General features: G+C 45.0%; 16 protein-coding genes. All 16 read left to right on the plus strand.

All coding sequences use genetic code 11. The features are described from left to right. The first annotated feature begins 95 nt into the window (after positions 1-95). The 16 genes from purF to LIZ66_RS11455 all read left to right on the plus strand — a co-directional run bounded on the left by purF (position 96) and on the right by LIZ66_RS11455 (position 22741). Positions 96-1520 (plus strand): amidophosphoribosyltransferase, encoded by a 1425-nt coding sequence (gene purF, locus LIZ66_RS11380; RefSeq protein ID WP_118580101.1) that lies wholly within the window; start codon positions 96-98, stop codon positions 1518-1520. Between the two features lie 263 nt (positions 1521-1783). Further along, positions 1784-2011 carry an HPr family phosphocarrier protein gene (locus LIZ66_RS11385; RefSeq protein WP_118580104.1) on the plus strand — a complete coding sequence of 76 codons (228 nt, stop codon included), beginning with the start codon at positions 1784-1786 and terminating at the stop codon, positions 2009-2011. 921 nt (positions 2012-2932) lie between these two features. Next, complete coding sequence (locus LIZ66_RS11390) at positions 2933-4561, plus strand: CTP synthase (protein WP_118578480.1); 1629 nt, start codon at positions 2933-2935, stop codon at positions 4559-4561. A gap of 5 nt (positions 4562-4566) precedes the next feature. Then, a complete protein-coding gene (gene gltB, locus LIZ66_RS11395; RefSeq protein ID WP_408611531.1) occupies positions 4567-9123 on the plus strand; it encodes a glutamate synthase large subunit in 4557 nt (1518 codons plus the stop codon). A 14-nt stretch (positions 9124-9137) separates the two neighbouring features. Then, positions 9138-10622, plus strand: a complete 1485-nt coding sequence (locus LIZ66_RS11400) for a glutamate synthase subunit beta (RefSeq protein WP_204452241.1) — start codon at positions 9138-9140, stop codon at positions 10620-10622. A 337-nt stretch (positions 10623-10959) separates the two neighbouring features. Next, complete coding sequence (gene glnA / locus LIZ66_RS11405; protein ID WP_148462972.1) at positions 10960-12282, plus strand: type I glutamate--ammonia ligase; 1323 nt, start codon at positions 10960-10962, stop codon at positions 12280-12282. Positions 12283-12301: 19 nt separating this feature from the next. Then, on the plus strand, positions 12302-12856 hold the full coding sequence (locus LIZ66_RS11410; protein ID WP_173770057.1) for an ANTAR domain-containing response regulator: 555 nt from the start codon (positions 12302-12304) through the stop codon (positions 12854-12856). A 104-nt stretch (positions 12857-12960) separates the two neighbouring features. Next, positions 12961-14292, plus strand: coding sequence for an aspartate--tRNA(Asn) ligase (aspS, locus tag LIZ66_RS11415; protein WP_226837885.1), 1332 nt, complete (start codon positions 12961-12963; stop codon positions 14290-14292). Between the two features lie 78 nt (positions 14293-14370). Further along, positions 14371-14664, plus strand: coding sequence for an Asp-tRNA(Asn)/Glu-tRNA(Gln) amidotransferase subunit GatC (gene gatC, locus LIZ66_RS11420; protein ID WP_118578476.1), 294 nt, complete (start codon positions 14371-14373; stop codon positions 14662-14664). 11 nt (positions 14665-14675) lie between these two features. Next, on the plus strand, positions 14676-16148 hold the full coding sequence (gene gatA / locus LIZ66_RS11425; protein WP_148462914.1) for an Asp-tRNA(Asn)/Glu-tRNA(Gln) amidotransferase subunit GatA: 1473 nt from the start codon (positions 14676-14678) through the stop codon (positions 16146-16148). Next, positions 16145-17584 carry an Asp-tRNA(Asn)/Glu-tRNA(Gln) amidotransferase subunit GatB gene (gatB, locus tag LIZ66_RS11430; RefSeq protein WP_148462915.1) on the plus strand — a complete coding sequence of 480 codons (1440 nt, stop codon included), beginning with the start codon at positions 16145-16147 and terminating at the stop codon, positions 17582-17584. Before gatA ends, gatB begins: the two co-directional genes overlap by 4 nt. A 20-nt stretch (positions 17585-17604) precedes the next feature. Then, complete coding sequence (locus tag LIZ66_RS11435; RefSeq protein WP_148462916.1) at positions 17605-18819, plus strand: LL-diaminopimelate aminotransferase; 1215 nt, start codon at positions 17605-17607, stop codon at positions 18817-18819. A gap of 83 nt (positions 18820-18902) precedes the next feature. Further along, positions 18903-19232 (plus strand): cupin domain-containing protein, encoded by a 330-nt coding sequence (locus LIZ66_RS11440; RefSeq protein WP_118578473.1) that lies wholly within the window; start codon positions 18903-18905, stop codon positions 19230-19232. 194 nt (positions 19233-19426) lie between these two features. Next, positions 19427-20689, plus strand: a complete 1263-nt coding sequence (locus LIZ66_RS11445) for a M18 family aminopeptidase (protein ID WP_148462917.1) — start codon at positions 19427-19429, stop codon at positions 20687-20689. Then, on the plus strand, positions 20682-21551 hold the full coding sequence (locus tag LIZ66_RS11450) for an HAD-IIB family hydrolase (RefSeq protein ID WP_202017106.1): 870 nt from the start codon (positions 20682-20684) through the stop codon (positions 21549-21551). Before LIZ66_RS11445 ends, LIZ66_RS11450 begins: the two co-directional genes overlap by 8 nt. Beyond that, positions 21548-22741: a M20 metallopeptidase family protein gene (locus LIZ66_RS11455; RefSeq protein WP_226837891.1), complete on the plus strand. Its 1194-nt coding sequence runs from the start codon at positions 21548-21550 to the stop codon at positions 22739-22741. The genes LIZ66_RS11450 and LIZ66_RS11455 overlap by 4 nt, the downstream gene beginning before the upstream one ends. Positions 22742-22745 lie beyond the last annotated feature (4 nt).

The raw sequence follows: 22745 nt of genomic DNA on the forward strand, positions 1-22745 counted from the left end.
TTTATTTGGCGATACGCAAAATCGACGAAATGGGATGCATTTTTGAGATTGGATTTGATCATTAAAATAAAACTCAGTACCGAGGAGGAAAACAAATGGCAGAGATTAAAGAAGAGTGTGGTGTCTTCGGAATCTATGACCTGGATGGAAATGATGTGACGTCTTCTATTTACTATGGTCTGACTTCTTTGCAGCACCGTGGTCAGGAAGCCTGTGGCCTGGCAGTATCGGATACTAAGGGACCTATTGGAAATGTTAAGTTTCACAAAGATCTTGGTCTGGTAAGCGAGGTGCTTCGCGAGGATACACTCCATAAGATGAGCGGTGATATCGGAATCGGACATGTACGCTATTCCACAACAGGAGCATCCGTTGCAGAGAACGCACAGCCTTTGGTTTTATCTTATGTAAAAGGAAGTCTGGCACTGGCACACAATGGAAACCTTGTTAACACTGGGACACTGAAATGGGAACTGATCCAGAGCGGAGCAGTTTTTCATACCACCACTGACTCAGAAGTGATTGCATTTCATGTAGCCAGAGAGCGGGTACATACCAGCTGTGTAGAGGAGGCGGTCCTGAATACAGCCAGGAAGCTACAAGGCGCATACGGCCTTGTGATCATGAGCCCCCGTAAGCTGATCGGAGTCCGTGACCCCTATGGCTTAAAGCCTCTCTGCCTTGGAAAAAGGGACAATGCTTACGTGCTGGCTTCTGAGAGCTGTGCACTTACTTCTGTAGGTGCCGAGTTTATCCGTGATATCGAACCTGGTGAGATGATTACGATCAGCCGCAAGGGCGTGAAGTCAGACAGGACTCTTGCAGATACTGTGAAAAAACGTGCTCACTGTGTTTTTGAATATATCTATTTTGCAAGACTGGACAGTACCATGGACGGTGTAAAGGTTTATGACGCACGTATACGTGGCGGTAAATCCCTTGCAAAATCTTATCCTGTGGAGGCAGATCTTGTCACCGGCGTTCCAGAATCCGGTCTTCCTGCAGCCAAGGGATTTTCTGAAGAATCTGGTATTCCATTCGGATTTGCATTTTATAAGAACTCTTATATCGGCAGAACTTTTATCAAACCTACTCAGAAGGAGAGAGAATCCAGCGTTCATCTGAAGCTGAGCGTATTGGATGCAGTTGTAAAAGGAAAACGCATTGTACTTGTGGATGATTCTATTGTCCGTGGAACCACCATAGCAAACCTGATCCGCATGCTGAAAGAAGCAGGCGCTCTTGAAGTACACGTAAGGATCAGTTCCCCGCCATTTTTACATCCATGCTATTTCGGAACCGATGTGCCAAGCAATGACCAGCTGATCGCAGCACAGCACTCCACAGAAGAAATCTGTAAGATGATAGGGGCCGATTCCCTTGGTTATATGGAGATTGATTATCTGGAGGGCATGGCAGGTGGACTTCCTATTTGCAAGGCATGCTTTGACGGAAAGTATCCGATGGTAATTCCAGATGAGAATAATTTACAAAATGATTTTGAAATTCATAAGATATGAGAGAAATAATTTCGCTTATACAGGTTGTTCCAGAACATTCATAACAATAAAATAGTGCATAACTACCAAAATACCGATTGCATATTTGTGCAATCGGTATAATTATTTCTGAAATGTTATAAAAAAGTGTGCGAGAAAAAAACTTGACAAATATGGAGACTTGGTGCATAATTTGCCTCGATCAAAGGAAAACGTTTTCAAGAGTCTTTGATTTTGATAGAAAAGGAAACTATAATTCCTGTAAAACAGAAAGGGTGATAACGATGTGTCAGAAGCAGATTAAGCTGAATGCGAAGGAAGATGTTCAGGAATTCGTAAGGGCAGCGGGTAAATGTGATTTTGACATAGATGTTTTCTATAACAGAATCATCATTGATGCAAAATCCATTCTGGGAGTTCTGAGCATGGATCTTACAAGGGTTCTTACTGTACAGTGCCATGGCGAGAGCAAGGAATTTAACCGTACATTACAGAAGTTTGCAGTTGCCTGATTAAGCAGTTGTAAACTGGCACCTTTTAAGGTGTCCATAAAAATCGTAAAAAACAGATATTGCCGGGAACGACTTGAAATATGAGACAGCATGGCATCCCGACAGCATCTGTTTTTTTTATAACCCAAATTGCTATTTAATTGGTTGGTCGTTATCCCGGACGCGATTTCACAATGTATATTCACCGCCGCGCGTCGCAACGTTCCGGCAAGCTAATGACTAACTACGACTAAGACGCTCAGGAGAGCCTTCGCGCCTAAGTCTCCGTAAGTCATGGATCTCGCCTCCACTAAAACCGCTCCTGAAATGCGCGGCTTGCGAATATACATTGCAAAATCGCTGGTTACTGGAAAGGGAAGAAAGAAACAGTAACGACAACAACGGGGGTGGGGGGAAGTAATTGGTATCCCGCAACTTTATTGTTTTTTCTAATCTATCGTTGTCAAGAAAGTATCGGGAAACCAATCACTCCCCTCCCCCTTCGTTAAAAGTTCTTACCAACCAGCAAGTCCCAGCCAGTACACAGCATTTGGGCAATGTGTATTACTCCAGCGAGCCATTTCAGGCGCGCCCTTAGCGCAAGCGAAATCCAGCGCTTACGGAGACTTATGCGTGAGGGCTCTCCCGAACGCATTAGTCGCAGTTAGCGATTAGTTTGCTGGAGCGTTGCGCCGGCGAGTGAGTAATACACATTGCCCAAATGCGTCCGCATTGAAGAACTTTTAATCAACTAAATAGCAAAAAAGTGGATTGACAAAGCCAAAAAAATGATATATTATATACCATATTTTTGAATAAGAATTTGTTTTGACAAAGGCGTCAAAGAGAAATGGATAGGTTAAGTGCCCCCTAATCCTCCTCTTTGACGCCTTTTTTACATATTAGAACACATTAAAAGCAATTGGAGGAGGAAATCGAAAGATGGCAGTAAAATACGTTTTTGTCACTGGCGGTGTTGTGTCAGGACTGGGAAAGGGAATCACAGCAGCTTCACTTGGGCGACTTTTAAAGGCAAGAGGTTTTCAGGTCACAATGCAGAAATTTGACCCTTACATCAACATTGATCCCGGAACCATGAACCCTATTCAGCATGGAGAAGTCTTCGTAACAGACGATGGAACTGAGACCGACCTGGATCTTGGCCATTATGAACGATTCATTGATGAAAGCCTGGATAAAAATTCCAATGTAACTACCGGAAAAATTTATTGGTCCGTTTTACAAAAAGAACGTCATGGAGACTTTGGAGGAGGAACCGTACAGGTAATCCCTCATATTACAAATGAAATCAAAAGCCGCTTCTATCGCGCAAAATCCCCGGATGAAAACAGGATTGCCATTATCGAAGTCGGCGGAACAGTAGGAGATATTGAAAGCCAGCCATTTCTGGAATCCATCAGACAGTTTCAGCATGATGTGGGGCATGAAAATGCAATCCTTATCCATGTAACCCTGATTCCATACCTGAAAGCTTCAGGAGAAATGAAAACAAAACCAACCCAGGCCAGTGTAAAGGAGCTTCAGGCAATGGGAATCCAGCCGGATGTTCTGGTATGCAGAAGTGAATATCCGCTGACCGACGACCTGAGAGCAAAAATTGCCCTGTTCTGTAACGTGCCGGTAAGCCATGTACTTCAGAATCTGGATGTAGAGTATCTGTATGAGGCCCCACTTGCGATGGAACGTGAAAAACTGGCAGATGTGGTCATGCAGTCATTGGGACTTGAAAAAAGAAAACCAGACCTTACGGACTGGGAAGCTATGGTAGAAAATCTCCGCCATCCGGATAAAACTGTAAACATTGCTATGGTAGGAAAATATACCCAGCTTCATGATGCATACCTCAGTGTGGTGGAAGCTCTGAAACATGGCGGAATCGCATGCAAGGCGAAAGTAGAGATTACCTGGATTGATTCCGAAGAGTTAAACGAGAAGAACCTGGATCAGAGGCTTTACCAGGTAGATGGAATCCTGGTTCCAGGTGGTTTCGGCGGAAGAGGAACAGAAGGAATGATCCTGGCTGCCCAGTATGCCCGCGTGCATAAGATCCCATACCTTGGAATCTGTCTTGGAATGCAGATGGCAATCGTAGAATTTGCCCGTCATGTACTTGGTTATGAAGATGCAAACAGCATTGAACTTGCACCAGAAACTACCAATCCGGTAATTGCCCTTATGCCAGACCAGGAAGATGTGGAAGATCTTGGAGGAACCCTGCGCCTTGGAAGTTATCCATGTGTGCTTGCGGATGGTTCTTTATCCCTGGAACTTTTCGGACAGAAAGAAATTCAGGAACGTCACAGACATCGTTATGAAGTTAACAATGCATATCGCAAAGAACTGGCAGAAAAAGGCATGACCATAGCAGGAACTTCTCCTGATGGTCACATTGTGGAAATGATCGAGATTCCGGCAAACCCATTCTTTGTAGGAACCCAGGGACATCCGGAGTTCAAATCAAGACCGAACCATGCTCACCCGCTGTTCCGTGGATTTATCCAGGCAGCTGTAGATAAAGTAAACAAAGAGGAAACTCTTAATCAACAATAGAAAGGATGAGGAAAATGAAAGAAGTGATAAAGGAAAGGCAGGGACTTTACCGTCAGGAATTTGAACATGATAACTGCGGTATCGGTGCAGTTGTCAATATCAAAGGCAAAAAATCCCATGATACAGTTGCCAACGCATTGCGGATTGTAGAGAATCTGGATCATCGTGCCGGAAAAGATGCAGAAGGCAAAACAGGTGATGGCGTTGGTATCCTCCTTCAGATTTCCCATAAATTTTTTAAGAAAGCATGTAAAAAAGAGGGAATCGAAATCGGCCAGGAAAGAGAATATGGTATTGGCCAGTTCTTTTTCCCACAGCACGAGATCAAACGTGCCCAGGCAAAAAAAATGTTTGAGATCATTGTGGAAAAAGAGGGACTGGAGTTCCTTGGCTGGAGAGAAGTTCCGGTAGTTCCGGAGGTTCTTGGACATAAGGCAAGAGAGTGCATGCCATGCATTATGCAGGCATTTATCAAAAAGCCGGATGATCTGGAAAAAGGCATCGCATTTGACCGTAAACTGTATATTGCCCGCCGTGAGTTTGAACAGAGTAATGACAACACTTACGTATGTTCTATGAGCAGCCGTACGATTGTTTATAAAGGTATGTTTCTGGTTGGACAGCTTCGTACATTTTTCTCTGATCTTCAAAGCCTTGATTATGAATCTGCGATTGCATTGGTACATTCCCGTTTCAGTACCAACACAAATCCAAGCTGGGAGAGAGCACATCCAAACCGTCTGATCGTGCACAATGGTGAGATCAACACTATCCGGGGAAACGCAGATAAGATGCTGGCAAGAGAGGAAAATATGGAGTCCCCATACTTAGAAGGGGAAATGCAGAAAATCCTTCCGGTAGTCAACCGAAATGGTTCCGATTCTGCAATGCTCGATAATACGCTGGAATTCCTTACCATGAGCGGCATGGATCTTCCTCTTGCAGTGATGATCACCATTCCGGAGCCATGGGCAAATAACGATACCATTTCCCAGGAAAAACGTGACTTCTATCAGTATTATGCCACTATGATGGAGCCATGGGATGGACCTGCATCTATTCTTTTCTCAGATGGAGATGTGATGGGTGCAGTGCTTGACCGTAACGGTCTTCGTCCGTCCAGATATTACGTAACATCCGATGGCTGCATGATCCTTTCTTCTGAGGTTGGAGTATTGCCGGTACCGGAAGAGAAAATCATATTAAAAGAGCGTCTTCATCCTGGAAAAATGCTTCTGGTAGATACGGTTCAGGGCAAGATCATTGACGATAACGAATTAAAAGAGATGTATGCGAAGAAACAGCCATACGGCGAATGGCTGGATAGCAATCTGGTACATTTAAAAGATATTAAGATTCCAAACGAAAGAATGGAAGAATATACAGAGGAACAGCGTTCTCGTCTTCAGAAGGCTTTCGGATACACTTACGAGCAGTATCGTACTTCTATCCGAAACATGGCGTTAAATGGTGCTGAGAGCATTGGCGCAATGGGTGTGGATACACCGTTGGCAGTATTTTCCAAACAGAACAGACCGCTTTTTGACTACTTCAAACAGCTTTTTGCACAGGTAACCAATCCGCCGATCGATGCGATCCGTGAGGAGATTGTCACCAGCACAAGCGTTTATGTTGGAAAAGACGGAAACCTTCTGGAGCAGATTCCGGAGAACTGCAAGGTATTAAAGATTAACAATCCGATCCTTACCAATACAGATATGCTGAAAATTAAGGAAATGCATCACGAAGGCTTCAAGGTGGCTGTTGTCTCCACTCTTTATTATAAGAGCACAAAGCTGGAGCGTGCTATTGACCGTCTGTTTGTGGAAGTTGATAAAGCATACAGGGACGGTGCCAATATTCTGGTACTTTCCGACAGAGGCGTGGATGAAAACCATATGCCGATTCCATCTCTGCTGGCTGTTTCTGCAGTACATCAGCATCTTGTAAAGACGAAAAAGAGTACTTCTCTTGCTATTATCCTGGAATCCGGCGAGCCGAGAGAGGTTCATCATTTTGCTACTCTTCTGGGCTATGGCGCAAGTGCAGTCAACCCATATCTGGCATTGGAGACAATCCATGAGCTGATTGATACCCATATGTTGGACAAGGATTATTATGCAGCTGTAGACGATTATAATCATGCAGTTATCAGCGGTATTGTTAAGATCGCTTCCAAGATGGGTATTTCTACAATCCAGTCTTATCAGGGATCTCAGATTTTCGAGGCAATTGGTGTATCTCAGGATGTTATCGATAAATATTTCACAGGTACTGTAAGCCGTGTTGGAGGCATTACACTGGAAGATATTGAGGAGAATGTAGAAAAGCTTCATTCAGAAGCATTTGACCCGTTAGGACTTACCACAGACCTTACTCTGGATAGTGTGGGTGCCCACAAAATGAGAAGCCAGGGAGAAGAGCACCGTTACAATCCGGCAACCATTCATCTCCTTCAGCAGTCTACAAGAACAGGCAGCTATGAGATGTTCAAACAGTATACAGATCTTGTGGATAAGGAAAATCACGGCAATCTTCGTGCGCTTATGGACTTTAAGTATGCAGAAAATCCTATCCCTCTTGAAGAGGTGGAGAGTGTTGATGAAATCGTAAAGCATTTTAAGACTGGTGCCATGTCCTATGGTTCCATTTCTCAGGAAGCACATGAGACACTTGCTATTGCAATGAACCATCTTCATGGAAAATCAAATACCGGTGAGGGCGGTGAAAGCAATGAAAGACTGGATTCAGCAGGAACAAAAGATGACAGATGTTCTGCGATCAAACAGGTAGCCAGTGGTCGTTTCGGTGTTACCAGCCGTTATCTGGTATCTGCAAGAGAAATCCAGATCAAAATGGCACAGGGCGCAAAACCTGGTGAAGGTGGACATCTTCCGGCGAAGAAGGTTTATCCATGGGTTGCGAAAACCCGTCACTCCACACCTGGTGTTTCTCTGATCTCCCCGCCGCCGCATCACGATATCTATTCCATCGAGGACCTGGCAGAGCTGATTTATGACCTGAAAAATGCAAATAAATATGCAGATATTTCTGTAAAGCTGGTTTCTGAGGCTGGCGTTGGTACGGTTGCAGCCGGAGTTGCAAAGGCTGGTGCACAGGTAATCCTGATTTCCGGATATGATGGAGGTACTGGTGCAGCACCCAGAAGCTCCATTCACAATGCAGGACTTCCATGGGAGCTTGGGCTTGCTGAAACCCATCAGACACTGCTTATGAACGGACTTCGTAACCGTGTCCGCATTGAGACAGACGGTAAACTGATGAGCGGTCGTGATGTTGCAATTGCAGCACTTCTTGGTGCAGAGGAATTCGGTTTTGCTACAGCACCTCTTGTAACTATGGGCTGTGTAATGATGAGAGTCTGCAATCTGGACACCTGCCCGGTTGGTGTAGCTACCCAGAATCCGGAGCTGAGAAAGAGATTCAAAGGCAAACCGGAATATGTTGAGAACTTTATGAAATTTATTGCCCAGGAGCTTCGTGAATATATGGCAAAACTGGGTGTGAGAAGCCTGAAAGAGATGGTAGGACGCACAGATCTTCTGGTTGCTACAGATGCAGTTGATGAGCCACACAAAGGTAAAGTAGACCTTAGTGCAATCTTGAACAATCCATATGCAAAAGTTGGCAGCGAGGTAACCTTTGATCCGAAAGCAGAGTACAATTTCCAGCTGGAGAAGACTCTGGATGAGAAAGTTCTTGTGAAGAAATGCAGTCGCGCAATTCATGGCGGTGAGAAGACCAGATTTTCGGTAGAAGTAAAGAACACAGACCGTGCATTTGGAACAATCCTTGGTGCGGAGATTACCAGAAATAATAAAAACGGACTGCCGGAAGACACGGTAGAGATTGATTGTACAGGAGCCGGAGGACAGAGCTTTGGTGCCTTTATCCCGAAGGGTCTTACTCTGAAGCTTACCGGCGACTGCAACGACTACTTTGGAAAGGGTCTTTCCGGTGGCAAGCTGATCCTGAAGACTCCGGAAAATGCCGGTTACAAAGCAGAAGATAACATTATTGTCGGCAACGTTGCTCTTTATGGTGCAACTAGTGGAACTGCCTTTATTAACGGTATGGCAGGTGAGCGTTTTGCAGTTCGTAACTCTGGTGCCAATGCAGTTGTGGAAGGTGTGGGAGAGCACGGCTGTGAGTACATGACCGGTGGTCGTGTAGTAGTTCTTGGAAGAACCGGTAAAAACTTTGCAGCAGGTATGAGCGGCGGTATCGCTTATGTTCTGGATGTGGAAAATGTTCTTTATAAGAACTTAAATAAAGCGATGATTTCTATTGAAAAAGTAGATAATAAATATGACAAAAAAGAACTGAAAAATCTGATCGAAGCACATGTAGCTGCAACGGGATCGGAGCTTGGACAGAAGGTTCTGGATCAGTTTGACATGTATCTGCCTCACTTCAAAAAACTCATTCCAAATGAGTACAAGAAGATGATCACATTAAGTGCAAAGCTTGAGGAAAAAGGTCTGAACAGTGAGCAGGCGCAGATGGAAGCATTCTACGAAAGCATAGGAGTTAAGCATTAAGGAGGCAGAAGATCGTGGGAAAACCGACTGGATTTTTAGAATATAACAGAGAGACGGCAAAGGTTCTGCCGCCAAAAGTAAGAATTGCCAATTTCAAGGAGTTCCGTACTCCTCTTAATAAAGAGAAACAAAAACTTCAGGGAGCACGCTGCATGGCTTGCGGCGTTCCCTTCTGCCAGGCAGGCATGATGATCGGCGGCATGGCTTCCGGATGTCCGCTTCACAACCTGGTGCCGGAGACAAATGATCTGGTATTTACCGGAAACTGGAAACAGGCGTTTCTTCGTCTGAACAAGACACACAGCTTCCCGGAATTTACCTCCCGTGTGTGTCCTGCACTTTGCGAGGCAGCCTGTACCTGCAACTTAAATGGAGAGCCTGTTTCCACTAAGGAAAATGAACGTGCCATCATTGAGACTGCATATGCAGAAGGCTGGGTTGTTCCACAGCCTCCGAAGGTTCGTACAGGAAAGACCATAGCAGTTATCGGAAGCGGTCCTTCCGGACTTGCAGCAGCACAGCAGTTAAACAGAAGAGGTCACAATGTAACTGTATTCGAAAGAAGTGACCGGATCGGCGGACTTCTTCGTTACGGCATTCCAAATATGAAGCTGGAGAAATCTGTGATCGACAGAAGACTGAAGCTGATGGAAGCTGAGGGTGTGAAATTTGTGACAAATACAAATGTTGGAGTGGATATTACAGCAGAGGAACTTTTGAAGAAATATGACCGTGTAATCCTTTGTTGCGGAGCTTCCAATCCCCGTGATATTAAAGTGCCGGGAAGAGATGCAAAGGGAATTTATTTTGCAGTAGACTTCTTGAAAAAAGTCACCAAAACTCTTCTGGACAGCGATTTTACCAAAGCTCCTTATGAAGAGGCAAGAGGCAAACATGTGCTGGTAATTGGCGGTGGTGATACCGGAAATGACTGTGTGGGTACTTCCGTACGTCTCGGCGCCAAATCTGTAACACAGCTGGAAATGATGCCAATGCCGCCAACAGAGCGTGCTGCTTCCAATCCATGGCCGGAATGGCCAAAGGTCTTAAAAACAGACTATGGCCAGGAAGAAGCAATTGCAGTGTTTGGACATGACCCCCGGGTTTACCAGACAACCGTTACTGAATTTATCAAAGATAAAAACGGAAATGTCTGCCAGGCCCGGATCGTAAAGCTGAAAAGCGAGAAAGATGCCAAAACAGGCCGTATGATGATGGTTCCGGTAGAGGGGACGGAAGAAGTGATCCCTGCAGACCTGGTACTGATCGCAGCTGGTTTCCTTGGAAGCCAGAAATATGTGACTGATGCATTTAAGGTTGCAACAACTGCAAGAACTAACGTAGAGACAAAACCGGAAGCCTATGAGACCAGCGTACCGCGGGTTTTCACAGCAGGAGATATGCACAGAGGCCAGTCTCTGGTAGTATGGGCAATCCGTGAAGGAAGAGAAGCCGCAAAGGCAGTGGATGAATCCCTGATGGGATATTCTTATCTGTAAGTTGGCAAAAAAATGCTTTGTGGAATAATACCTGCTGAATCGCTGTCGGGAAAATAAAAAAGAGAGTATATAAAAAGTATGGTCGGGGGCAAACTAAATTTGCTCCCGATTTTCCGTTCTGATACAAAATAATTATTTTGTACATCATTTTATACAACGCTGATATGGTAAAGTGGTAAAAAATAAGTTGACAAAGCATGACCTCATTGCTATAATTACCTCCATGAACAAGGGCGTTCTTCAGAAGGGTATCTTTTTGAAGTGCGCCTTTTTTGTTTAAATAAGTCATGCGTAATGGATGGATGAGGGCATGAGAGTGAAAGAAGGAGAGAACACCATGGGGAATTACACCAGAGAAGAAGTGTTACAGATGGCAGAAGACGAGGATGTAGAATTCATTCGTCTTCAGTTTACCGATATGTTCGGTACTTTGAAAAATATTGCGATTACAGCTCGGGAGCTCCCCCGGGCACTGGATAATGAATATGTAGTAGACAGCTCCTACATTGCCGGAATAGCAGGGGAGAAAGAGCCGGATATGTATTTACATCCGGACTATAATACTTTCACCATTCTTCCGTGGCGTCCGCAGCAGGGAAAGGTAGCCAGACTGCTCTGTGATATCTACCGCTCAGATGGAACGCCGCTTGAGAAAAGCCCGAGATATATTCTGAAACAGGTGGTAGAGATGGCTGCTAAGGAAGGCTATGTTTGTGAAGTGGATCCGGAATGTGAGTTTTTCTTATTTCACACAGATGATAACGGAGTTCCCACTACACTGACTCATGAAAAAGCTGGATATCTGGATATCAGCCCGCTGGATCTGGGAGAAAATGCAAGACGTGATATGGTTCTGAATCTGGAAGATATGGGATATGAAATTGAATCTTCCCATCATGAAACCGCTCCGGCACAGCATGAGATTGATTTTAAATTTTCCGGTGCAAATGAAATGGCTGACTGTGTGATGACTTTCAAAATGGCAGTCCGCACCATTGCAAAACGGCATGGACTTCATGCAACCTTTATGCCAAAGCCGAGAGCTGAGGTGAATGGTTCCGGTATGCACATTCATTTTGCATTGTATAAAGATGGAAAAAATATATTTGCTGATCCTGATGATGTAAATGGTCTCAGCGAGGATGCTTATCATTTTATCGGTGGTCTTCTTGCACATAGTGAAGAGATGGCCGCCATTACCAATCCGCTTGTGAATTCCTACAAGAGACTTGTACCTGGCTATGATGCTCCTACAGAACTGACCTGGACAAAGAATAACCAGAACTCTCTGATCCGTATTTCCAATTTAAGATCAGACAGCCTGGCAATCGAGCTTCGAAGCCCGGATGCATCTGCAAATCCTTACCTTGTGTTTGCTGTTTGCATTGCAGCCGGTCTGGATGGAATTCAGCAGAAATTATATCCTACCAAGGCATCGGATCGTTCTTTTTCCGAATCTGACCAGAAAGCTATGAATATTGGAAATCTTCCGCTGAACCTGGATGATGCCCTTACACATTTCGAGAATAGCACCTGGATCCAGAGTGTACTTGGTAAAAAGTTCTGTGAGGAATATGCAGCTGCCAAGAAGGAAGAATGGCTGAATTATATGAGACAGGTAAGCGAGTGGGAAATCAGCCAGTATTTATACAAGATTTAAGATAAGAGAGTAGCATGGTATGAACAGCAGCATTGTAATTGCATTACCGAAAATCGATGACGCAAAGAAAATACGTACCATATTGAACCGGCACGGTTTTTCTGTAGCTGCGGTATGTTCAACTGCTTCAACAGCACTTGCCAGCATGAGTGAGTTGGACGGAGGTATTCTGATCTGTGGTTATAAGCTGACGGACCGGTATTACCAGGATGTGCTGGAAGATATTCCTTCATATTTTGAAATGCTGTTGCTGGCATCTGGAAGAGTGATTGCGGAAGCGCCTACATCCGTCCTTACTGTGGAAATGCCAATGAAAGTCAGCGACTTGGTAAACACGGTGGATATGATGTTGTCCCAGATCGAGCGGCGGCTAAAAAAAGAGAAGAGGAAACCGAAAACGCGTTCTTGGAAAGAGCAGAATTACATTTCCAACGCAAAGTTTCTTCTTATGGAGCGAAACCATTTAAGCGAAGAAGATGCATACCGGTACATTCAGAAATGCAGTATGGATTCCGGGACAAATATGGTAGAGACAGCTCAGATGGTTCTGATGCTGTTATATGATGAGGTATAGTCTAAGGCAGAATTCTAATCCTGTTGTATAGGATTTTTCAGAAATTCTGGCTGGGGTTTTTATAAGATATATTTTTATGATTTTAGGAAATGGAGGATGAGGAAATGGAGTTTTTGGATGGAAGCTGGAAAAAAGAAGTGAGCAGCTGGGATGCACTGATGGGAGAAGAACTTCTGAATCAGGAAGCCATCCTGGAGGGCGCCATTCACAGTATCCGCAACATGGGAGATGTTGCATTTGTAATTATCAGAAGAAGAGAGGGTCTGTTTCAGACCGTTTTTGTAAATGAGGATGTTGATTTTTCCATTCATGATCTGAAAGAAGGCATGACAGTAAGAGTAAAAGGTGTTGTAAATAAAGAAGAGAGAGCGCCTCATGGCAGAGAGCTTCACATTCGTGAAATTCAGGTGCTGTCTTCTCCGGCTGAACCTCTTCCTCTTGCAATCGATAAATGGAAGCTGAATACTTCTCTGGAAGCCAAATTAAATTACCGTTCCCTTTCCCTCCGCAATATTCAGGAGCGCGCAAGATTTAAAATCCAGGAAGCTTTGACAAGGGCTTTTCGTGATTATCTCTATGAAAATGGATTTACGGAAATCCATACGCCGAAGATCGGAGCCAGAGGTGCTGAGGGAGGCGCGAACCTGTTTAAACTCAGCTATTTCCATAAACCGGCTGTTCTGGCTCAGAGCCCACAGTTTTACAAACAGATGATGGTGGGAGTTTTTGACAGAGTATTTGAGACCGGACCTGTTTTCCGTGCTGAGAAACATAACACCAAGAGACATTTAAATGAATATACAAGTCTTGATTTTGAGATGGGCTATATTGATAGCTTTGAAGAGATTATGGCTATGGAGACTGGCTTTTTACAGTATGCAATGAAGCTTTTAAAAGAGGATTATGCAAAAGAACTGGAGATCCTGAAGGTTGAGCTTCCAGATGCTTCCAGGATTCCGGCAGTTCGTTTTGATGTGGCAAAAGAGCTGGTTGCGAAGAAATACTACCGTCAGATCCGTAATCCATTTGATTTGGAGCCGGAGGAGGAAGCCCTGATTGGTCAGTATTTTAAAGAAGAATATAATGCGGATTTTGTTTTTGTTACCCATTATCCATCTAAGAAGCGTCCGTTCTACGCAATGGATGATCCAGAGGATACCAGATTTACGTTAAGCTTTGACCTGCTTTTCCACGGCCTTGAGATCACAACAGGAGGACAGAGAATTCATGATTACAATGCCCTTCTGAAAAAGTTAGAGGACAGAGGTATGGAGACAGAAGGAATGGAACAGTATCTGGATACATTCAAATACGGTATGCCTCCTCATGGTGGTCTTGGAATCGGTCTGGAGCGTCTTACCATGCAGCTTCTTGGGGAGGAAAATGTCCGTGAGGCATGCCTGTTCCCAAGAGACCTGAACAGACTGGAGCCATAAAAAAGCTGGATATCCAGAAAAGATTTTGGTATGGATCCAGAGTAGAGCGTAATAATTTCTGTGCAGGAGGATGAGAAAATGGCAAAACAGATTGACGATGAAACCATGGAAAATGTCTGCATTCTTGCAAAACTTTCGCTTACAGAAGAAGAGAAGGAAAAGGCAAAAAAAGATATGCAGGAAATGCTTGATTATGTAGATAAGCTGGATGAACTGGATACATCCAGTGTTGAACCAATGTCCCATATTTTTGGCGACCAGAATGTATTTCGTGAGGATGAAGTTACAAATGGTGACAACAGCGAGGCAATGCTTGCAAATGCGCCAAAAGCCAAAGAAGGACAGTATCAGGTTCCAAAGACCATAGGATAGGAGACATTCACATGGAATTAGAAAAATTAACAGCCTTACAGCTGGCTGATAAGATTAAAAAACATGAGGTCAGTGTTCTGGACGGCGTCAAGGATGTCTTTTCTAAAATAGAGGAAAAAGATAACAGAATCCACGCATATCTGGACACTTATAAAAAAGAAGCGTATGCAAGAGCAAAAGAGGTGGAAAAAGGCATTGAGGACGGAACTTATACCGGTCCTCTTGCCGGTGTTCCCATTGCCATCAAAGATAACATTTGTGTACAGGGAAAACCTACTACCTGTGCGTCAAAAATTCTGGAAGGATTTGTTCCCCAGTATCAGGCAGAGGTGATCAGCCGGCTTGAAAAAGCAGGAATGATCATTATCGGAAAAACAAATATGGATGAGTTTGCCATGGGAAGTACGACGGAAACTTCTGCCTATGGCATTACCAGAAATCCATGGAATACAGAGCATGTTCCAGGCGGCTCCTCAGGTGGCTCCTGTGCAGCTGTAGCAGCAGGAGAGGCTTATCTGGCACTGGGCTCTGATACAGGAGGTTCCATCCGCCAGCCAAGCTCTTATTGTGGTGTAACAGGAATGAAGCCTACTTATGGTACGGTTTCCCGTTATGGGCTGGTTGCATATGCCTCTTCTCTGGATCAGATCGGACCGATTGGAAAAGATGTGGCAGATTGCGCAGCACTTCTGGAAGTGATCGCTGGCCATGATCCGAAAGACAGTACTTCCATTGACCGAAAAGACCTGGATTTTTCCAGTGAGATGACAGATAAGATTACAGGAATGAAATTTGGTGTTCCGAAGGAATATCTGTCAGAGGGAATTTCGCCAGAGGTAAAAGATGCCTTTATGGAAACCCTGAAAGTGCTGACCCAGATGGGAGCAATTGTAGAATTTTTCTCTGTCAAAACTATGGAATATATGATTCCGGCATACTATATTATTGCCAGCGCAGAAGCAAGCTCCAACCTGGAGCGCTTTGATGGCGTAAAATATGGCTATCGTGCAAAAGAATATGACGGGCTTCATGATATGTATAAATGTACTAGAACGGAGGGCTTTGGAGAAGAAGTAAAACGTCGTATCATGCTTGGTTCCTTTGTTTTAAGCTCTGGTTATTACGATGCTTATTATCTGAAAGCCCTGCGCACCAAAGCACTTATTAAAAAAGAGTTTGATCAGGCTTTTGGAAAATATGACGTGCTTCTTGCCCCGGCAGCTCCTTATACAGCGCCGAAGATCGGAGAAAGCTTAAAAGACCCTATGGCAATGTACCTTGGGGATATTTATACAGTTGCCGTAAATCTTTGCGGACTTCCCGGAATTACAGTTCCCTGCGGAAAAGACAGTGCCGGACTTCCAATCGGAATCCAGATGATCGGAGACTGTTTTATGGAAAGGAAGATCCTTCGTGCTGCCCATGCCTATGAAAGCGTAAGAGGAGATTTTGGAACACCAGAGGAAGGAGGTAAGAGAGCATGAAACAGTATGAGACTATTATCGGACTTGAGGTTCATGTAGAACTTGCCACCAGAACAAAGATTTTCTGCGGCTGCTCCACAGCATTTGGAGGGGCACCCAATACCCACACCTGTCCGGTGTGTACTGGTATGCCAGGTTCTCTTCCGGTATTAAACAAAAAGGTGGTAGAATTTGCCCTGCGCGCAGGACTTGCCACAAACTGCAGCATCAATCAGTATTGCAAATTTGACCGTAAGAACTATTTTTATCCGGATAATCCGCAGAACTACCAGATTTCCCAGCTGTATCTGCCAATCTGCCATGATGGATTTGTGGAGATCGAGACAGAAGCTGGTAAGAAAAAAGTCCGGATCCATGAGATGCATATGGAGGAGGACGCAGGTAAGCTGATCCATGATGAGTGGGAGGACTGCTCTTTGGTAGATTACAACCGAAGCGGTGTTCCTCTGATCGAGATCGTTTCTGAGCCGGATATGAGAAGTGCAGATGAGGTTATCGCTTATCTGGAGAAGCTTCGTTGTACCATGCAGTATCTGGGTGTTTCCGATTGTAAGCTTCAGGAGGGCTCCATGCGTGCTGATGTGAACCTTTCTGTGAGAGTGGCAGGAAGCGATACACTTGGAACCAGAACAGAGATGAAGAACCTGAACTCTTTTAAGGCCATAGCACATGCTATTGAGGGCGAAAGAGAGCGTCAGATCGAGCTTCTGGAGATGGGTAAAAGCGTTACCCAGGAGACCAGAAGATGGGATGACAATAAAGAGTCTTCTCATGCAATGCGTTCTAAGGAGGATGCAAAGGATTACCGCTATTTCCCGGATCCAGATCTTCCGCCGATCCATATTTCTGATGAGTGGATCGCAAAAATCAGAACTGAGCTGCCGGAGTTCCGGGAGGAGAAGGCTGCCCGTTATCAGAGTGAGTTTGGTCTTCCGGAGTATGATTCCCAGATTCTTACAGAGTCCAGACATCTGGCTGCTTTGTTTGAAGATGTGGCTACGCTGAGCGGCAACCCGAAAAAGGCGGCAAACTGGTTTATGGTGGAAGTGCTTCGTCTTATGAAGGAAAAAGGCATTGAGGCTGAGAAGTTAAGATTTACACCGCAGCATCTTGCAGATCTTCTTACAATGGTCGATAAGAAGGAGGTAAGCCCACAGAACGCCAAGAAGGTATTTGAAAAGGTATTTGATGAGGATGTTGATCCGATCGCTTATGTGGAAGAGCATGGCTTAAAGATCGTGGAGGATACCGGGCTTCTTAGCAGCACCATCAGCAGGATTCTGGATGAGAACCCTGGACCGCTGTCTGAGCTTCTTGGAGGTAAAGAGAAGGTTATGGGCTTCTTTGTCGGTCAGATCATGAAGGAAATGAAGGGCAAGGCAAATCCGGCAAGCGTGAGAGAGGCGTTGCTGGCTGAGGTTGAGAAGAGAAAGTAGATTTACAGGAGGATAATCAGATGGTTACCGTTAATCATAATTATTTAAAACTGCCAGGAAGCTATCTTTTTTCTACAATTGGAAAAAAAGTGCGTGCCTACAAAGAAGAGAATCCGGATAAAGAGGTGATCAGCCTTGGTATTGGTGATGTGACACAGCCGCTGGTTCCGGCTATTATTGATGCTCTTCACGGGGCAGTCGAGGAGATGGCTCACGCAGAGACTTTTCACGGTTATGCGCCAGATCTGGGGTATGAATTTCTAAGAAGGGCAATCGCAAAGAACGATTACCAGGACAGAGGATGCGATGTTGCAGCAGATGAGATTTTTGTTTCTGATGGTGCAAAAAGTGATTCCGGTAATATTCAGGAGATTTTCGGAACAGATAATAAGGTTGCTGTGTGTGACCCGGTTTATCCGGTTTATGTGGATACCAATGTTATGGCGGGCCGTACCGGAGAGTATAATACGGTTCGTGAAAATTTTGACGGTGTGATCTATATGCCATGCCGCAAGGAGAATGGATTTTTGCCGGAGCTTCCATCAGAAGTGCCGGATCTGATCTATCTTTGCTTTCCAAATAATCCGACCGGTTCTGCTATTACAAAGGATGAACTGCAGAAATGGGTGGATTATGCCAACAAAAATGGCTGTGTGATCATTTATGATGCAGCTTATGAGGCTTATATCTCTGAGGAAAATGTACCGCACAGTATTTATGAGTGCGAGGGTGCGAGAACATGCGCGATTGAACTTCGAAGCTTTTCTAAGAATGCCGGATTTACTGGTGTTCGTCTTGGATTTACGGTTATTCCGAAGGAACTGGTACGAGATGGGGTATCACTTCACAGTCTGTGGGCAAGACGTCACGGCACCAAGTTTAACGGTGCTCCTTATATTGTACAGAAGGCAGGAGAGGCTGTCTATTCTGAGGCAGGTAAGGCTCAGCTGAAGGATCAGGTTGGCTATTATATGAGAAATGCAAAGCTGATCCATGATGAGCTGACAAAAGCTGGCTTCTCTGTTTCCGGTGGTGTGAACGCGCCTTATATCTGGCTGGAAACACCGGATAAAATGACTTCCTGGGAGTTTTTTGATTATCTCCTTAAAAATGCAAATGTGGTTGGTACGCCAGGTTCTGGTTTTGGTTCTCATGGAGAGGGCTATTTCCGTCTGACTGCGTTTGGAACTTATGAGAATACTCTGAAAGCCATTGACAGGATCAAGAGTTTGTAATTATAATTGAAGAAAGCTGAAAAACAGGGCGCATCTCTGGCGAAAGCTGGGGATGTGCCCTTTTACGAAGGAGGAGTCTGGATATGAAGATCAATCGTATTGAGCATATGTGTGAGGGGAATGGACATGTGATTATCAAGGAGCTGCTGGATGAGCAGCAGTTAAATGGGAAGTGCGGGCTTTATGCAGAGGTGACTCTGGAACCGGGATGTTCTCTTGGCTTTCATATGCATTATGGGGAGAGTGAGACCTATTATATTCTGACCGGGGAAGGGGAATATAATGACAATGGGACTTCCTGGAGACATGTGAAAGCAGGCGATATTACCTTTACACCAGATGGAAGAGGTCATGGACTGGCGAATACGGGGAATACGGATCTGGTGTTTATGGCGTTGATTATTAAAGATTGAGAGTGTTGCTATGCTCGCAAACCTGCCGAAAATCCCCAAGCCCCACAAGCAGTACCCGCTGCCACCTCCCCTGTGTATCGGTTGGAACTGGTTCAAATGTGGTATGACTTATCACTTTGGAGAGCGGGGCTCGCAAAACGATTGCGGGGGTGTGGCAAAGGGAAAAGTATAGAAAAATATTTAGGAGTTTAGAAATGAATCATACAGCAGAGAAATTACTTACATTTATCAAAGAGAGCCCTACTGCATTTCAGGCAGTGGAGATGATGAAAACAAGATTTACGGAGAATGGATTTACAGAGTTAAAGGAAGATGAGCACTGGGAGATAAAAAACGGTGGGAAGTATTTTGTGATCCGGAATCATTCGGCAATCATTGCATTTACCGTGCCAGAGGTTTCCAGCGACGTGTTCCATATTATTGCAAGCCACAGTGATTCCCCGTCTTTGAAGATCAAGGAGAATCCAGAGATGGTGGAAAATGGGTATGTGAAGCTGAATGTGGAACTTTATGGTGGTGCGCTTCTGGCTCCCTGGTTTGACCGCCCCCTTTCTGTGGCTGGACGTCTGATCGTGAAGGAGGATGAACAGATTTGTGAGAAGCTTGTGACTGTGGACAAAGATATGTTGATGATCCCGAATCTGGCTATCCATATGAATCGTGAGGCGAACAGCGGTTATAAGTATAATGTGCAGAAGGATATGCTTCCTCTTTATGGCCTGGAGAGCGCTAAGGGATCTTTCTTTAAAACTGTGGCAGAGGCAGCAGGGGTGAAAGAAGAGGACATTCTGGGACATGATCTGTTCCTTTATAACCGCATGCCTGGTACGGTTTGGGGCAGTGAGGAGGAATTTGTCTCTGCGCCAAGACTGGATGATCTGCAGTGCGCTTTTTCCTCTATGGAAGGACTGATTGCTGGAAAAAATGAGAAGAGCATCTGTGTACATATGGTAATGGATAATGAAGAGGTGGGAAGCGGCACCAGGCAGGGGGCTGCATCTACTTTCCTTCGGGATACCCTCCTTCGCATTAATCTGGGGCTTGGAAGAAGCTACGAGGATTATCTGATCTCTCTGGCAAAGAGCTTTATGATCTCTGCGGATAATGCACATGCGATTCATCCGAACTACCCTGAGAAGGCGGATCCGGTGAACCGACCGCATATTAATGCCGGAATTGCGGTGAAGTATAATGCGAACCAGAAGTACTGCACAGATGGTATTTCGGCAGCGATGTTTAAGGAACTCTGTAAAGAGGCAGGGGTATCCTGTCAGGTTTACGTGAATCGTTCGGACGTAGCCGGCGGCTCCACTCTGGGAAATATTTCCAATACGCAGGTGGCTTTAAATACAGTAGATATTGGACTGCCGCAGCTGGCTATGCATTCTCCTTATGAGACTGCCGGTGTGAAAGATACCTGCGACTTTGTAAAGCTTGCGGGGGTATTTTATGCCTGATAACATTTTCAAGGGAAGCTATGAAGGTGCTTCTTCTACAGGAAGTGGACAGCAGATTCACAAAAAAGCAGTGTTTTTTGATGCTGATGGTACGATCTGTGATATTGAAAAGGGGACACCGGCCAGTGCTGTAGAGGCGATTACAAAACTGGTGAAGAATGGCCATCAGGCATGGCTGTGTACAGGAAGAAGCAGGGCGTTTGTGCCTGATTATCTGGAACAGATCCCTTTTACGGGAATGATCAGTGCCTGTGGATGTACCATTGAGAAAGATGGCAAAAGGCTTTTTAACAAGGAGATGACCACGGAGGAGGCATGGCATTCGGTGGAGGTCCTTCGGAAATACGGCATGATTCCGGTGATGGAGGGTGCCGACTGGATGTACTACGATAAGGATGAGTATAATACAGATATTAACTGGTATGCTGATCTGATCACAAAGGCTCTGGGGGGTAAGTGGCGTCCTGTTAAGGGGTATGAACACGACCTTCATATTAATAAGATCAGTTCTAAGATCGTGCCGGGAAGTGATCCTGAGAAGGCCTGTGCGGAGCTTGAGGACTATTATGAGTTTATTGGCCATGTAGGGGAAGGTCTTGCCGGGGATACCATTGAGATGATCCCGAAAGGCTTTTCCAAGGCTGTTGGCATTGCGGCTGTATGCAGGATTTTTGATATTGCACATGAGGATACCATTGTATTTGGTGACAGCAATAATGACCTGTCTATGTTCGAATATGCAAAGACGAAGGTGGCAATGGGAAATGCGGCGCCTGGAATCAAGAAGCTGGCTGATTACGTGACAACGGATATTTTTCATTACGGGATTAAGAACGGGCTGGAGCATCTGGGACTGATATGACACAAGGATTAAATTACCAATGTAAATTTGAAAAATACAAAGAAGAACTGATAAAATTGCGGCGGCATTTCCACAGGCATCCGGAGCTGGGGCTTCAGGAGTTTGAGACTTCAGCGTTTATACAGGATTATCTGGGAAAACTAGGCTACCGGTTTCGGATTGTGGAGCCTACGGGGATCATTGCGGAGCATCCCTGTCAGGATGCGGCAGCTTTTGCCGGCAAAAAGAAGGTTGTGCTTCGTGCAGAGCTGGATGCACTTCCTATACAGGAACAAACCGGACTGCCTTACGCATCGGAAAATGCCGGAGTCATGCATGCCTGTGGTCATGATGGCATCGTGGCTTCGGCGTTGGTGCTGGCGAGGATTCTGGTGGAAGAGGGAGAGGCTTTTCCAGTACGGATGCGGTTTCTTTTTGAACCTGCTGAAGAAATCGGTGAAGGTGCAAAGCGAATGCTGGCAGCAGGTGCCCTTGATGGAGAACCGGATATTTTTCTCATGTTTCATTACGCAGTGGATCAGTCTTTTGGAATGGCAGTGCATGAGGGACAGGCTTCGGCTATGATCAATGGCATGGAAATCCGTGTTCATGGAAAATCCAGCCACTGGTGTGAGGCTCATAAGGGAATTGACAGTATTTATGCGGCTTCCCTGGTGGTAAAAGCCCTTCATGATCTGAATGAAGCGTATCAAGGAAAAGGTCCCTGCCTGATTGGAATCGGAACCATTCATGGTGGAGAATACTCTAATATTATTACAGATCTTGTGACTCTTCGGGGAAATATCCGGGCTGCTTATGAAGAAGATTACCAGGCGCTGGATAAGCGGATGAAGGAAACCTTGAATGAAATAGAAGCAAGGACGGGAACAAGGATCGAGTTGGAATATCCAAAGCCTGCGGTTCTGCCTTTTGCAAATGATCCGGAGCTTACCAGGATTGCGGAAACTGCAGGAAGGAAGATATTTGGAGAACAGTTTCTTCTGGAAGGCGAAGAGCAGCTGTTTTTGTCCGGAGACAATGCCTATCGGTATTTTTTACATACAAAGGGCTTGTTCAGTGTATTTCTGGCAGGAATTCCTGATAAGGGTTATCCGCTGCATCATCCGAAATTCCAGATTGATGAGAATATTTTGCCATATAGCCTGGAGGCGTTGTATGAGATACTGTCTGGCATTGACAGGGATATATAACAGA

This window comes from Blautia faecis (assembly GCF_020554845.1).
Classification (GTDB): Bacteria; Bacillota; Clostridia; order Lachnospirales; family Lachnospiraceae; genus Blautia_A; species Blautia_A faecis.

Coding starts and splice junctions, on each gene's coding strand:
- purF (WP_118580101.1), top strand. CDS start 96: ATGGCAGAGATTAAAGAAGAGTGTGGTGTCTTCGGAATCTATGACCTG.
- LIZ66_RS11385 (WP_118580104.1), top strand. CDS start 1,784: ATGTGTCAGAAGCAGATTAAGCTGAATGCGAAGGAAGATGTTCAGGAA.
- LIZ66_RS11390 (WP_118578480.1), top strand. CDS start 2,933: ATGGCAGTAAAATACGTTTTTGTCACTGGCGGTGTTGTGTCAGGACTG.
- gltB (WP_408611531.1), top strand. CDS start 4,567: ATGAGGAAAATGAAAGAAGTGATAAAGGAAAGGCAGGGACTTTACCGT.
- glnA (WP_148462972.1), top strand. CDS start 10,960: ATGGGGAATTACACCAGAGAAGAAGTGTTACAGATGGCAGAAGACGAG.
- LIZ66_RS11410 (WP_173770057.1), top strand. CDS start 12,302: ATGAACAGCAGCATTGTAATTGCATTACCGAAAATCGATGACGCAAAG.
- aspS (WP_226837885.1), top strand. CDS start 12,961: ATGGAGTTTTTGGATGGAAGCTGGAAAAAAGAAGTGAGCAGCTGGGAT.
- gatC (WP_118578476.1), top strand. CDS start 14,371: ATGGCAAAACAGATTGACGATGAAACCATGGAAAATGTCTGCATTCTT.
- gatA (WP_148462914.1), top strand. CDS start 14,676: ATGGAATTAGAAAAATTAACAGCCTTACAGCTGGCTGATAAGATTAAA.
- gatB (WP_148462915.1), top strand. CDS start 16,145: ATGAAACAGTATGAGACTATTATCGGACTTGAGGTTCATGTAGAACTT.
- LIZ66_RS11435 (WP_148462916.1), top strand. CDS start 17,605: ATGGTTACCGTTAATCATAATTATTTAAAACTGCCAGGAAGCTATCTT.
- LIZ66_RS11440 (WP_118578473.1), top strand. CDS start 18,903: ATGAAGATCAATCGTATTGAGCATATGTGTGAGGGGAATGGACATGTG.
- LIZ66_RS11445 (WP_148462917.1), top strand. CDS start 19,427: ATGAATCATACAGCAGAGAAATTACTTACATTTATCAAAGAGAGCCCT.
- LIZ66_RS11450 (WP_202017106.1), top strand. CDS start 20,682: ATGCCTGATAACATTTTCAAGGGAAGCTATGAAGGTGCTTCTTCTACA.
- LIZ66_RS11455 (WP_226837891.1), top strand. CDS start 21,548: ATGACACAAGGATTAAATTACCAATGTAAATTTGAAAAATACAAAGAA.